The 12,818-nt window shown below is 55.6% G+C and carries 13 protein-coding genes; 3 read left to right on the top strand and 10 right to left on the bottom strand.

Translation table 11 applies throughout. The annotated features are described in order from the left end of the window. The first annotated feature begins 90 nt into the window (after positions 1 to 90). Positions 91 to 1,074 (top strand): NADPH:quinone reductase, encoded by a 984-nt coding sequence (locus ACX3P5_RS01115; RefSeq protein WP_458968175.1) that lies wholly within the window; start codon positions 91 to 93, stop codon positions 1,072 to 1,074. A 205-nt stretch (positions 1,075 to 1,279) separates the two neighbouring features. Here the strand turns inward: ACX3P5_RS01115 and pspG are convergent, their stop codons facing one another. From pspG to ACX3P5_RS01100, 3 genes are all read right to left on the bottom strand, one after another. Further along, complete coding sequence (pspG, locus tag ACX3P5_RS01110; RefSeq protein ID WP_458968174.1) at positions 1,280 to 1,546, bottom strand: envelope stress response protein PspG; 267 nt, start codon at positions 1,544 to 1,546, stop codon at positions 1,280 to 1,282. Between the two features lie 176 nt (positions 1,547 to 1,722). Then, entirely contained in the window at positions 1,723 to 2,715 is a 993-nt protein-coding gene (dusA, locus tag ACX3P5_RS01105; RefSeq protein ID WP_233985573.1) for a tRNA dihydrouridine(20/20a) synthase DusA, read from the bottom strand. A 106-nt stretch (positions 2,716 to 2,821) separates the two neighbouring features. Beyond that, positions 2,822 to 4,072, bottom strand: coding sequence for a conjugal transfer protein TraF (locus ACX3P5_RS01100; protein WP_233985574.1), 1,251 nt, complete (start codon positions 4,070 to 4,072; stop codon positions 2,822 to 2,824). A 451-nt stretch (positions 4,073 to 4,523) separates the two neighbouring features. Between ACX3P5_RS01100 and zur the strand changes: the two genes are divergently transcribed. Continuing rightward, positions 4,524 to 5,045, top strand: a complete 522-nt coding sequence (gene zur / locus ACX3P5_RS01095) for a zinc uptake transcriptional repressor Zur (RefSeq protein WP_458968173.1) — start codon at positions 4,524 to 4,526, stop codon at positions 5,043 to 5,045. 73 nt (positions 5,046 to 5,118) lie between these two features. Here the strand turns inward: zur and ACX3P5_RS01090 are convergent, their stop codons facing one another. From ACX3P5_RS01090 to ACX3P5_RS01075, 4 genes are all read right to left on the bottom strand, one after another. Then, the gene (locus ACX3P5_RS01090) at positions 5,119 to 5,331 is read right to left on the bottom strand and encodes a CsbD family protein (RefSeq protein WP_094122140.1); all 213 of its coding nucleotides are present in this window, start codon (positions 5,329 to 5,331) and stop codon (positions 5,119 to 5,121) included. Between the two features lie 171 nt (positions 5,332 to 5,502). Then, on the bottom strand, positions 5,503 to 6,825 hold the full coding sequence (gene dinF, locus ACX3P5_RS01085; protein ID WP_458968172.1) for an MATE family efflux transporter DinF: 1,323 nt from the start codon (positions 6,823 to 6,825) through the stop codon (positions 5,503 to 5,505). Between the two features lie 101 nt (positions 6,826 to 6,926). Beyond that, a complete protein-coding gene (gene lexA / locus ACX3P5_RS01080) occupies positions 6,927 to 7,541 on the bottom strand; it encodes a transcriptional repressor LexA (protein ID WP_094122139.1) in 615 nt (204 codons plus the stop codon). A 106-nt stretch (positions 7,542 to 7,647) separates the two neighbouring features. Then, on the bottom strand, positions 7,648 to 8,016 hold the full coding sequence (locus ACX3P5_RS01075) for a diacylglycerol kinase (protein WP_233985576.1): 369 nt from the start codon (positions 8,014 to 8,016) through the stop codon (positions 7,648 to 7,650). Positions 8,017 to 8,144: 128 nt separating this feature from the next. Here ACX3P5_RS01075 and plsB point away from each other — a divergent pair, with 128 nt between their 5' ends. Next, complete coding sequence (plsB, locus tag ACX3P5_RS01070) at positions 8,145 to 10,568, top strand: glycerol-3-phosphate 1-O-acyltransferase PlsB (protein WP_233988234.1); 2,424 nt, start codon at positions 8,145 to 8,147, stop codon at positions 10,566 to 10,568. Positions 10,569 to 10,852: 284 nt separating this feature from the next. On the opposite strand, the gene ubiA is transcribed toward plsB, so the two are convergent. From ubiA to psiE, 3 genes are all read right to left on the bottom strand, one after another. Further along, a complete protein-coding gene (ubiA, locus tag ACX3P5_RS01065) occupies positions 10,853 to 11,737 on the bottom strand; it encodes a 4-hydroxybenzoate octaprenyltransferase (protein ID WP_336755974.1) in 885 nt (294 codons plus the stop codon). A gap of 11 nt (positions 11,738 to 11,748) precedes the next feature. Next, positions 11,749 to 12,261 carry a chorismate lyase gene (gene ubiC / locus ACX3P5_RS01060; RefSeq protein ID WP_262287793.1) on the bottom strand — a complete coding sequence of 171 codons (513 nt, stop codon included), beginning with the start codon at positions 12,259 to 12,261 and terminating at the stop codon, positions 11,749 to 11,751. Between the two features lie 86 nt (positions 12,262 to 12,347). Then, positions 12,348 to 12,758: a phosphate-starvation-inducible protein PsiE gene (psiE, locus tag ACX3P5_RS01055; protein WP_094122135.1), complete on the bottom strand. Its 411-nt coding sequence runs from the start codon at positions 12,756 to 12,758 to the stop codon at positions 12,348 to 12,350. Positions 12,759 to 12,818 lie beyond the last annotated feature (60 nt).

The following is a 12,818-nucleotide window of genomic DNA, read 5'->3' as shown; positions in this document are numbered from 1 at the left end:
TGCATTACCGATCTTCTGTGGGGACGCGCAAGTATACCTCAGTTGGGGTGCGCGCCTCACCCTCATGATGAAACAATCACAGGAGTAAGCATGGCAAAGCGTATTCAGTTCAACGCGCACGGCGGTCCGGAAGTTCTGCAGTGGGCTGATTTTGAACTTGCCGACCCTGCCGGAAATGAAGTTCAGGTAGAAAATCGCGCCATCGGCATTAACTACATCGATACCTATCTGCGTAGCGGGCTCTATCCGGTCAGCGATTTCCCGTCCGGTCTTGGCACCGAAGCGGCTGGCGTGGTGACGCGAGTGGGCCGTGACGTCACCCTGTTTAAACCGGGCGATCGGGTCGTCTATTGCCAGGCCGCGCTTGGCGCCTACAGTGAAGTGCATAACGTGGCAGAAGATCGCCTGATGCATCTGCCGGACGCGATCGATTTTGAGCAGGGTGCGGCCAGTTTCCTTAAAGGGCTGACGACTCAGTATCTGCTGCGCCAGACCTATAAAGTCAAAGCGGACGAAACCTTTCTGTTTCACGCTGCCGCAGGCGGTGTTGGCCTGATCGCCTGTCAGTGGGCCAAAGCGCTGGGTGCGCACCTGATTGGTACCGTCGGCTCGGCAGAAAAGGCGGCGCTGGCAAAAAACGCCGGCGCCTGGGCCACCATTAACTATCGCGAAGAGAACATTGCCCAGCGCGTCAACGAACTCACTCAGGGGAAAAAAGTCGGCGTCGTCTATGACTCGGTCGGGAAAGATACCTGGGAAGCGTCGCTGGATTCGCTACGCCGCCACGGTCTGATGGTCAGTTTTGGCAACGCTTCCGGCCCGGTGACCGGCGTCGATCTGGGCATTCTGAACAAGAAAGGCTCGCTGTTTGTTACCCGCCCTTCGCTGTTTGGCTACATCACGAATCGTCAGGAGCTGGAAACCGCCAGTGCCGAGCTCTTTTCACTGCTGGCCAGCGGCGCGATCAAGGTAGAGGTGCCGGAACAGCAGAAGTTTGCCCTGAAGGAGGCGGGTAAAGCGCATCAGATGCTGGAAAGCCGCGCCACCCAGGGGTCGAGCCTGTTGATCCCCTGATCGGCAGCAAAGCGTAATAAACAAAAAGGGCTTCCCGCAGGAAGCCCTTTTCTATTTTTTATTTTCGTTCGCGCTGGTGTAGGGACAGCGGCGATAAATACGTTTTGACTCAACGGCGACTATCCTGCCAGAAAACATAAGTAAAAAATATGTTTAATTGCAGATAACGTCTAAGCAAAGCCTCACTCTGTGATCATCTCCGCATTTATCGCCAGCCTGTTCTGTCTAAGCTGTTGATCTTACGTTTGAGTTTACGCCATTCGCGCGTATTGCGATCGCCGAAAAAAGCGCGATGCAGCCAGACAGCGGCCACCGCCAGCACCAGCCACGGCAACACTTTGATAACAAGTGCAAACAGTCCGCCGACGAACATTACCAGGGTAGCGACAACCAGCGCAGCCAGCACGCCGAGCAGTGACACACCGGTGACCAACAGCATCAGGAAAAACCCCAATACAAATAAAATTTCCACGTTAGCGCTCCTTATTGAGACTCGTTGTAACGATCATTACAAGAAACGTGCCAACCTGTAAGTGATTGTTTTATCGGACTACAGCCCAAACAACAGACCCATTATTCGTCAAAAAAACCAAATTTCGGCGAAAAAAAAACCAGCCCACCGGGCTGGTCTCTTTTCACGCAGATCGATCAGGCTTCCTGCGGGATTTTATCCGCGACCAGCGCCAGCGCAGCTTCCAGTACGCGCACATCCGCGCCCGGTTTGTGGGCATTTTCACTGAGATAGCGTCGCCACTGGCGAGCGCCAGGAATCCCCTGGAACAGACCGAGCATATGACGGGTCACATGGCCCAGGTAAGTGCCCTTCGCCAGTTCAGCTTCAATGTAAGGATACATGGCGCGAACCACCGCCACCGGATCGGCCGCCGGATGCTGGCGACCAAACAGTTGCTGATCTACCTGCGCCAGAATGCCGGGATTCTGATAGGCTTCGCGGCCCATCATTACGCCATCCAGATGCTGCAGGTGAGTCTGCGCTTCTTCCAGCGTTTTCACGCCGCCGTTAATTGCCAGCGTCAGGTGCGGAAAATCCCGTTTCAGCTGATAGACGCGTGGATAATCCAGCGGCGGAATTTCGCGGTTCTCTTTCGGGCTCAGGCCCGACAGCCAGGCTTTACGCGCATGGATGATAAAAGTTTCGCATCCGCCGCGTTCGGCTACCGTGCCGACAAAATCGGTCAGGAACGCATAGCTATCCTGCTCATCAATCCCGATACGCGTTTTCACCGTCACCGGAATCGATACCACATCGCGCATCGCCTTGATGGCGTCAGCCACCAGATCGGCTTCCGCCATCAGGCAGGCGCCGAAGCGGCCATTCTGTACCCGGTCAGAGGGACAGCCGACGTTGAGATTCACTTCATCATAGCCGCGCTGTTCAGCCAGCTTCGCGCAGTGCGCCAGCGCGGCGGGATCGCTGCCACCGAGCTGCAAAGCAACCGGATGTTCATCCTCGCTGTAGGCCAGGTAATCGCCTTTACCATGAATGATCGCGCCGGTGGTGACCATTTCGGTATAGAGCAGCGTATCGCCGGTAAGCTGGCGATGAAAATAGCGGCAGTGGCGATCGGTCCAGTCGAGCATCGGGGCAATCGAGAAACGTTGCGAAGAAAATGTATCCATGAAGCGCAGGCAATCCGGTATCTAAGAGTGATGGAATTCTGTGCAAGGATAACACAAGGGCGGGCGATAGTGCATCGCCCGCCCCGGAACCGCAGCTAAAAGAGGATCAGAAATTGAAGCCGAGCTGCATCATCGCGCCCCAGGTATTGTTAGCGCCCACCGAGCCAGCCAGGTCCAGATGGACCGCCTTGTTAAACGGTGACAGGCCAAAACCAGCGGTCGCGACGTTCTCATCATTTGAACGCATATCGGCGCGATAACCGGCCCGTAACTGTAACCAGTCGAGCACCCGATATTCCGCACCGACCGCGGCATACTGGCTGTTATCCTGAGTTTTAAAACGTTTGGTTTCGGTCAGGTCAACATCACCGGTAACGGTAAACGGCCCTTTATCCCAGGCCAGACCGGTAGTGACCAGCGGACGGATCTGGTAAGTATCGCGGAAGCCGTTAACCTCTTTGGTCTGCAGATCGCGGGAAACCAGGTTTTGTCCGGTGATACCCAGCGTCCAGTTTTCAGCAAAGGTGGTTGCCAGGCCGGCATCGACGTTAAAGCCGGTGTCCGAGCTGCGATACTGGCTATTGTTGATGTCACTTTTGTCGTAGTTGTAGATGCTGGCGGTGTAGTTATAGAGCCAGGTTTTCTGCAACTTCGGCGTGACGCCCACCGACACCGGCTGACCGGCAATGGTAAATTCATGCGCCACCGCAACACCGTAATCGGTGACCAGCGCCGCTAAACCGTTGGCGCTGGAACGCAGGTTGTTCTGGTCGCCCGGACGTGGGAGCACCGTGCCGTTAGCCACGCCGCGCAGATAATCGATATCGCTCTGGACGACGTTGGCACGCACGTGTGCCGAGCCATAGGCTTTGGTAATAAAGGCAAAAGGCAGCGTCTCATTGGGAACAGTGACCGCCAGCGCCACCCCGGCACTGCCGTCTGCTTTGTTGCCGCGCAGATCGTTTAACTTGTTGGCGACGTCGCCTGAGGCGGCGCGCACTTCAGGATAGCCACGCAGATAATCGGCAAAGGTCAGGTTGCCGATCACATCGCGGTAACGATCAACGGTATCGGTGATGTCATCCACTTTGTCGATCAGGTGATCTTTATCGGTAACCTGAATACCGGCTGAAGGGAAAATAATACTGACGCTATCATCGGGTTTGGCTCGCGTCATTAAAGCCGGGTTGGCCAGTACCGCGGAGCCATAAAGAGAAGATGCGACGCCGGTACCGCCCATGGCGTCATTACGTGCATCATACCAGGTTCCCGCCGCCATGGCGGAAGAAGAAAGGAAAAGCGCATTCAATACAGCGGTGTACACCAGCGCTGAGCGTTGAGCGGATTTTTTCACCATTTGCCTGCCATCACCTGAGAAATTGCCGTTGAAACATTCAACGACTGAATAGTTTGTTAACCCTATTGTGAACGTTGGCTAACGCGTTATTGCTGTGAATTCAAAGGAAACAGTGCCTTAATTCGAAGGATTGGAGGTTTTCCAATCAGAAAGTCATAATTTTTATTCAAAATACAGGGTAAAAATTAAAATAATACCAGACATTTCTTAAGTCTTTCTGAACATTACTTCTTAACTCCGTGAGATGCAAAGCAAAAGCGCTAAACGGCGCGTTGCGTGCCGTCATCATGTGGATCTGATTTATCCCCGATAACGCGCCATCGCGATACCCTACTCCTCTTTGCTACTGTTTTTACGCGCAAAAAGGCGTGCTGATCCGCCCGGCAACCAACCTCTGCGCGGCTAAATTTTGTGTGATAAAATAACATCACTTATCCAGCGGAGAACTTTCATGTCAAACATGACGTCACAGCAAATAATGACCCAGGCGGAAAAACTGTGCCTGCAGCGCGGTGTGCGTCTGACGTCGCAACGGGCGGAAGTGTTGCGATTAATGGCTGAGCAGCCAGGTTCAATTAGTGCCTATGACCTGCTGGATCAACTCCGGGTCAGCGAACCGCAGGCCAAGCCGCCCACCGTTTATCGGGCGCTCGATTTTCTGCTGGAACAGGGCTTTATCCACCGGGTAGAGTCCAATAATAGCTATGTTATGTGTCACCATTTCGATGCGCCGGCCCACACGTCGGTGATGCTGGTATGTGACCGCTGTGCCGCTGTAACTGAGAAACAGGCACAGGGCGTCGAAAAGATCATCGCGACACTGGCTGGCGAGGCACAATTTGCCCTGCGTCACAGCGTGATTGAAGCACATGGATTATGTGAGAGTTGTGTTGCAGTGGAAGCCTGCACGCACCATGAAAGTTGCGAGCACGATCATCAGAGTGAGGGTAAAAAGCGGGGAAAACGCGGGTAATGTGCACATCCTTGTGCGGTTGCCGGTATGAGCCGTACCGGCGGGTAGGAGCTTTATCCGTAAATCTGCGTGATTACCAACGGTAATCTTTGTTCTGACCTTCCCAGTCCGTTACTTCGCGCTCTGCATCTTCTTTTGCATAGCCATAACGTTCCTGAATTTTTCCGACCAGCTGATCGCGCTTGCCTTCAATAACCTGCATGTCATCGTCGGTCAGCTTGCCCCATTTCTCTTTCACGTTGCCTTTAAACTGCTTCCAGTTGCCGCTCGCTTGATCTTTATTCATGGCAGACCTCTATGTCATCCTTTGGTTGCATCATTTATCTTGAAAGAAAACAAAATGACGATATAAAGCGCTGGTTTACTGCGCTGCTTACGGTTAATTGTAGTAGAAGACTTTAGAGTTGCCGGAATAATACAGAATAATCTGTAGCGAACCGGCTAAAGCCGCCCGCTATCAGGCGTCGAACCAGCTGTTCTGCTGCCAGTGTTTACGCCAGATCAGCCACAGCGACACGCCGCGCAGCGCCAGGAAAACCGTTACCGCCAGCCACAATCCGTGGTTGCCCAGTATCGGGACGCTGAGCAGCGTCAGGAAGTAGCCGAGTGCCGCCATCATCATGCTGTTACGCATCTCCCGGCCACGGGTCGCGCCAATAAACATGCCATCCAGCAGATAACACCAGACGCCAATCAGCGGCAGAATAACCTGCCATATCAGATAGCGATCGGCGGCCTGTTGCAGCGGTTCAAGGGAGGTCAGCAGCGCAACGATGTGCGGGCCGCAGAGTGCATAGAGCAGCGAAAAACCGATTGCCACTACCACCGCCTGGCGGCAGGCGGCATGCCAGACGCGCAGCAATTTGCTGCCATCTTTTGCGCCGTGTGCTTCGCCGGCAAAGGCTTCCACCGCATAGGCGAAACCGTCAAGCGCGTAGGCGGTAAAGGTGATAAACATCAACAGCACCGCGTTGACTGCCACCACCTGCGGACCGATGCGCGCGCCCAGTACGGTCAGTGAGGCAAAACAGAGCTGCAGCAGTAACGAACGCAGCATGATGTCGCGATTAAGCCGCAGCAGGCGCTGAATATCACCGCGCCAGCTCTGCTTCAGTATTGCCGTAGTGATGCCGCGCAGTTTCAACACCCGCCAGACCATTACCGCACCGACGGCCAGCGTGATGTACTCTGCCAGTGCGGTCGCGGTTGCCGCTCCCGCCACGCCCCAGTGCAGCCCCATCACCAGCCACAGATCGAGCACAATATTGACCAGATTACCGACCACCAGCAGGATGACCGGTGCCCGCGCATACTGCACACCGAGCAGCCAGCCAAGGATCACCAGGTTTGCCAGCGTGGCAGGCGCACTCAGCCAGCGGATCTGAATAAACAGCGTCGCCTGTTGCAGAACCTTGGGATCGCCGCCAATCAGAGAGGTCGCCAGGCGGGTGATGGGGGTACGCAGACAGATGAACAGCACGCCAGCCAGCAGCGCAATGATTAAAGGCTGGGTCAGCGCGCGTGCCAGTGCCGTTTTATCGCCCGCGCCGAATGCCTGCGCCGTCAGGCCAGTGGTACTCATTCGCAGGAACAGCAACAGCATGAAGAGGAAACTGGTGACTGTCGTCCCGACCGCCACCCCGCCAAGATAGACCGGGCTGTCGAGATGACCAATGACAGCGGTATCGACCACACCCAGTAAGGGTACGGTGATGTTAGAAAGGATCATCGGCAGCGCGAGCCGCCAGAGTTTTTTGTCGGTAGCCGTTAAAAAACGCATTCGCAGTTCCGTGCTCAGCGCTGCAGAGAGGGGAGCTGCAGCGACAAAATTAGGGCCGACAGAATAGCATCAGACGCTACGAATGCGCGGTTATATCAGGCTCAGAGCCACTCGCCGTTGCGAACCACACCCACCGCCAGACCTTCAACGGTCAGTGACTGCGCGCGCGTATCGACGACGATCGGATCAAAGTCGCTGTTTTCCGGCAGGAGATGCACGATAGCGCCCTGCTTTTTCCAGCGTTTCACCGTCACTTCATCATCAATGCGGGCCACGACAACCTGGCCGTTACGGACATCCTGGGTTTTATGCACCGCGAGCAGGTCGCCATCCATAATCCCGATATCTTTCATCGACATTCCGCTGACGCGCAGCAGGAAGTCGGCAGAGGGTTTGAACAGGCCCGGATCGACTTTGTAATGAGTTTCGATATGTTCCTGCGCCATGATCGGCTCACCGGCAGCGACCCGGCCAATTAACGGCAGACCTTCAGAGGCCTCTTCTTCCATTAACAGACGGATACCGCGCGAGGCGCCAGAGACAATCTCAATCACCCCTTTACGTGCCAGCGCTTTAAGATGCTCTTCTGCCGCATTCGGCGAGCGGAAACCCAGCTGCGCGGCAATTTCTGCACGCGTAGGCGGCATGCCCGTTTGAGTAATATGGTCGCGAATCAGGTCATAGACCTGCTGCTGCCTGCTGGTTAATGCTTTCATCCCGCCCCCTGGTTGTTTATACAGTCGCTGTGAGTATATACAGGTATTGGCGAAATGGAAACCGATTCTCAGGCAAAAACGCGCCAGATGGCGCGTTGTGGAAGGGTTATCGCAAATGTGTCCAGAGCAGCGCGATCCAGACAAACAGTGCCAGTAAGATACTGATCAGCACCGCTGCCGAGCCCATATCTTTTGCCCGACCGGCTAACGGATGGCGCTCCTGACCGATACGATCCACAACCGCCTCGATGGCGCTATTGAGGATTTCAACGATGACTACCAGCACCACAGCGCCGATCATCAGGATGCGCGAGACGATATCGACATCCAGCCAGCAGGCCACAATAATGGCGACCAGCGCGGCCAGCGCTTCCTGCCGAAAAGCCGCTTCATGCTGCCAGGCGGCACGCAGGCCCTGCCATGAGTAACCTGCGGCTTTCACAATTCTTACAAGACCGGTGGCATTATTTGCCATATTGGTGGAACCCTTTCATCGGATTGACGTCAATGTCTGGGCTGCGTGCAATTGGCACCACCACAGATCTTCGCTGCGCTTTCTGGTATGCTTGCGGCGCTTTGCTAACAAGAGGCTTCATGTTGTCTATGTCAGGTTGGCGTAAACTTTATTACAAATTACTGAATTTACCACTGTCGTTTTTGGTAAAGAGTAAGGCCATTCCGGCCGATCCCGTTTCTGAACATGGTCTGGACCCGACCCGGCCCATTATGTACGTTCTGCCTTACGATTCGAAGGCCGACTTACTGACTTTACGTGCGCAGTGCCTGCGGCATCATCTGCCCGACCCGCTCTCTCCGCTGGAGATTGATGGTTCACTGCTGCCGCGCCACGTTTTTATCCACGATGGCCCGCGCGTCTTCCCCTATTTTGTGCCCAGCGTCGAATCGGTGAAGATTTTTCACGATTATCTCGACCTGCATCGCAATAACCCCAAACTGGATATCCAGATGCTGCCGGTGACGGTGATGTTTGGTCGTGCGCCAGGCCGTGAGGTTCAGGGCGAAGATGCACCGCACCTGCGGGTACTGAACGGCGTGCAAAAGTTCTTTGCGGTGATCTGGCACGGACGCGACAGTTTTGTCCGTTTCTCGCCGACCGTTTCGCTGCGCCGCATGGCGACCGAGCACGGCACCGACAAATCGATCGCCCAGAAACTGGCCCGGGTGGCGCGCATTCACTTTGCCCGTCAGCGTCTGGCGGCGGTTGGCCCGCGTTTACCGGCACGTCAGGATCTGTTTAATCGCCTGTTGCAGTCCAAAGCGATTGAAAAAGCCGTCGAAGATGAAGCCCGCAGCAAAAAAATCTCCCATGAAAAAGCGCAGCAGAATGCGGTTGAGATGATGGAAGAGATTGCGGCGAACTTCTCCTATGAAGCGATCCGCGTGACGGATCGCGTGATGGGCTGGCTCTGGAGCCGTCTCTATCAGGGCATCAACGTTAACGGCGGCGAAAAAGTGCGTCAGCTGGCGCAGGATGGACATGAAATCGTCTACGTGCCGTGCCATCGCAGCCACATGGATTACCTGCTGCTCTCTTACGTGCTCTATCATCAGGGACTGGTGCCGCCGCACATTGCCGCCGGTATCAACCTCAACTTCTGGCCAGCCGGACCGATCTTCCGTCGTCTGGGCGCGTTCTTTATTCGTCGTACCTTTAAAGGCAACAAGCTGTATGCCACGGTGTTCCGTGAGTATCTCGGCGAGTTGTTCACCCGCGGCTATTCGGTGGAATACTTTGTTGAAGGCGGTCGTTCCCGCACTGGTCGTCTGCTCGATCCGAAAACCGGGACCTTAGCGATGACCCTGCAGGCGATGCTGCGCGGCGGTAATCGCCCGATTACCCTGGTGCCGATTTACATCGGTTATGAGCACGTGATGGAAGTCGGGACTTACGCCAAAGAGCTACGCGGCGCGGCGAAAGAGAAAGAAGGCTTCATGCAGATGGTGCACGGCTTGCGTAAGCTGCGTAACCTCGGCCAGGGCTACGTTAACTTTGGCGAACCGCTGCCGCTGGTTAACTACCTTAACAAGCGGGTGCCGGAGTGGCGTGACGCCATCGATCCGATTGAGCCGCAGCGTCCCAGCTGGTTAACCCCGACCGTCAATGACATCGCAGCGAGCCTGATGGTGCGCATCAATGAAGCGGGCGCGGCCAACGCCATGAACCTGTGCGTGACCGCGCTGCTCGCCTCACGTCAGCGCTCACTTACCCGCGAACAGCTGATTGAGCAGCTTGAGTGTTATACCCAGCTGCTGCGTAATGTGCCTTACTCTGCCAATGCCACCGTCCCTGACCTCTCCGCTGAGGCGCTGCTGGATCACGCGATGGGCATGAATAAGTTTGAAAGCGAGAAAGACAGCATTGGCGACATCATCATTCTGCCGCGTGAGCAGGCCGTGCTGATGACCTACTATCGCAACAACATTCACCACATGCTGGTGATGCCGTCGCTGATCGCCGCCATTGTGCAACAGCACCAGACACTGAGCGAAGCTGAGTTGCTGCGCCAGGTGAGCCTGATCTACCCGATGCTGAAGAGCGAACTGTTCCTGCGCTGGCAGACCGATGAGCTGCCGCAACTGCTGACGGAACTCAGTCAGGAACTGGCGCGTCAGGGCCTGATTACGCTGGATGATGGCCAGCTGCGCTTTACGGCGGCCCGTTACCGTACGCTGCAACTGCTGGCTGCCGGGGTGCGTGAAACGCTCCAGCGTTATGCCATCACCTTCTCGATTCTCAGTGCGAAGCCGGCGATTAACCGCGGGACGCTGGAAAAAGAGAGCCGCACACTGGCACAACGTCTGTCGGTGCTGCACGGTATCAACGCGCCGGAGTTCTTCGACAAAGCGGTCTTTACCTCGCTGGTGCTGACGCTGCGTGATGAAGGGTATATCAGCGACAGCGGCGATGCCGATGTGGTGCAGACGCTGGCGACCTGGCATATTCTGGCGGACCTGGTCACCAGCGATGTGCGCATGACCATTGAAAGCGCCGTGGCACACGACTGACACAACAAGCGTACAGTAAAAAGGCGACCTCATGAGGTCGCCTTTTTTATAGGTCAGGTCTGGTCAGATTCGCCGTGAGACGGTGCCTGCTCAGGGAACACGGTCAGACAGGAAAGACGCAAAAGCGTCATCCCTGACTGCTCGTCCCGCGCCCTCCCTGGCGCGGGACGCTTTCCTCTTCTGCCCGTATTCCCTGCGCGTTGAGCTTATCCATTGCTGTCGGATTCATCCTGCATCGGGTTTGGCGGCCTCCCGGATCGCCTTTTTGGTGCCTGAATCCCCTATCAGAACAGCTGGCTGAACGGCGGCGTATTCATCAGTACGCCGAGGAACAGTACCAGCCCGACATAATTGTTGTTCAGGAAAGCCTTAAAGCAGGCGGGGCGCTCGCGCCGGACGATCAGCTTTTGTTGATAAACGAACAGAGCAGCAGCCAGTATCAGCGTCCAGTAAAAGGCCGCGTTGAGTTGCAGCAGCATACCGACCCACGCCATTAGCAGCAGCGTCGCCAGCTGCAGCAGACCGATGATTAACTTGTCGAAACGACCAAACAGAATCGCGGTCGACTTGACGCCAATCTTCACATCATCGTCACGGTCCACCATCGCATAGAGAGTGTCATAAGCCACGGTCCAGCAGATGTTGGCGAAGAACACCAGCCAGCAGACCAGAGGTAAGGACTCACTAACCGCAGCCCAGGCCATCGGGATCGCCCAGCCAAACGCGGCACCCAGCACCACCTGCGGCAGATGGGTATAGCGCTTCATGAACGGATAAACCCAGGCGAGCGCCAGACCGACCACCGAGAGTAATATCGTCATCAGGTTCATGGTCAGCACCAGCGCAAACGCCACCAGCGCCAGTACCACGAACAGCAGTCTGGCTTCCCGACTGGTGACCGCGCCACTGGCTAAAGGCCGATGTTTCGTTCGCTCAACGTGTCCATCCACCTTACGGTCGGCAAAGTCATTAATGACGCAGCCCGCTGCACGCATCACGAAAACACCGGCAACAAACACCAGCAGCACCGGCAGCGGCGGGATCGCCATATCAGCCAGCCATAATGCCCACAGGGTGGGCCACAACAGCAGTAAGGTGCCGATCGGTTTATCAATGCGCATCAGGCGGCTGTAGGCCTGCCATTTATTGATATGTAAGCTCTTTTCCACCACAGGATTCCTCAGGCCAGGTCGCGATAAAGCGGCGAAGCCGGTAAAAACAGTTCCGTCAGCAGCAGCGGTTTGCCGGAGAGCCGCAGACGCGAGCGACGTCCCCACAGCGCATCAACTTTGCCCGGTTCGATAAAATCACGGGTCAGGGTTGATGAGGAGAACAGATAACGGCCCAGCGGGCGCGTACCCAGCTGCTGCAGCATCGCTTCCGGGCCATTCAGGGTACTTTCCGGCACCAGCGTGCGGCCAGCCAGCCAGGGTACGCCGTCGCCGAACAGCAGCACTTCGCGCAGCCAGAAGCGCTTATCGTCCGGTAACAGGGCCTGTTCATCGTCTAACTCGCTGGCGTCAATAAAGCCTTCACGTATCGGCTCTACCGTCACCTGCTGGCAATGCTGCTCGAAACGGCGGGTCATGGAATCTTCCTCCATCAGCCAGTCAAGCAGCGACGGCGCAAGCGCGGCCTGCGTCGGTGAAAGCCAGTTGAGCGCACGTAATAAGCTGAGTGCGTCTTGCGACATAGCACCACTCCCAATTATTTTCAGGGCGCCAGTTTAACGCAGAGTCGCGCGATGAACACCTGCCGTCGTTGCGGACGGCAGCGGGTTTATTCGCGTTTCAGGCGGTTGCTGTTCGCCAGCCACAGCGTCACCACCAGAATCAGAATCGCGGCGGAATAGCAGAGGGTATCGAAGGGATTTTTATGATCGACAATGATCAGGCGGATAATTGCGGTGATACCGATATAGACAAAATAGCGTAACGGGAAGTGATAACCAGACTGAAAATACTTAACAATCAACGCAATAAATTCAAAATAGAGGAAATAGATCACTATTCCCTCAATCAGCAGATAGGAAGACGACTCTTCACCGGTACTGAACAGTACGTTCGCCAGGTGAATGGTTTCTTTGCCGAGAAAGACAATCAGGATAATTGCCAGGCTAAGCAGGCCCAGATTCAGCACCCATTGCAGTACGGTCGCAAGGTGGCGGGCCAGCGGATTTTTGTCACTCATGTAGCGCCTCAGAAGAGAGTTATTAGCGGACGCTATCATGCGTGAGTGTGACCTGAATCA

It is taken from the genome of Pantoea sp. S-LA4, assembly GCF_054482835.1.
The sequence above is the reverse complement of the archived record's forward strand: the minus strand, read 5'-3'. Positions and strand labels throughout refer to the sequence as shown.

Excerpts from the sequence above, each read along its gene's own strand:
- psiE (WP_094122135.1), bottom strand. The coding sequence starts at position 12,758 with ATGAGTGACAAAAATCCGCTGGCCCGCCACCTTGCGACCGTACTGCAA.
- zur (WP_458968173.1), top strand. The coding sequence starts at position 4,524 with ATGTCAAACATGACGTCACAGCAAATAATGACCCAGGCGGAAAAACTG.
- ACX3P5_RS01100 (WP_233985574.1), bottom strand. The coding sequence starts at position 4,072 with ATGGTGAAAAAATCCGCTCAACGCTCAGCGCTGGTGTACACCGCTGTA.
- dinF (WP_458968172.1), bottom strand. The coding sequence starts at position 6,825 with ATGCGTTTTTTAACGGCTACCGACAAAAAACTCTGGCGGCTCGCGCTG.
- ubiC (WP_262287793.1), bottom strand. The coding sequence starts at position 12,261 with ATGTCGCAAGACGCACTCAGCTTATTACGTGCGCTCAACTGGCTTTCA.
- lexA (WP_094122139.1), bottom strand. The coding sequence starts at position 7,541 with ATGAAAGCATTAACCAGCAGGCAGCAGCAGGTCTATGACCTGATTCGC.
- ACX3P5_RS01075 (WP_233985576.1), bottom strand. The coding sequence starts at position 8,016 with ATGGCAAATAATGCCACCGGTCTTGTAAGAATTGTGAAAGCCGCAGGT.
- plsB (WP_233988234.1), top strand. The coding sequence starts at position 8,145 with ATGTCAGGTTGGCGTAAACTTTATTACAAATTACTGAATTTACCACTG.
- dusA (WP_233985573.1), bottom strand. The coding sequence starts at position 2,715 with ATGGATACATTTTCTTCGCAACGTTTCTCGATTGCCCCGATGCTCGAC.
- ACX3P5_RS01115 (WP_458968175.1), top strand. The coding sequence starts at position 91 with ATGGCAAAGCGTATTCAGTTCAACGCGCACGGCGGTCCGGAAGTTCTG.
- ACX3P5_RS01090 (WP_094122140.1), bottom strand. The coding sequence starts at position 5,331 with ATGAATAAAGATCAAGCGAGCGGCAACTGGAAGCAGTTTAAAGGCAAC.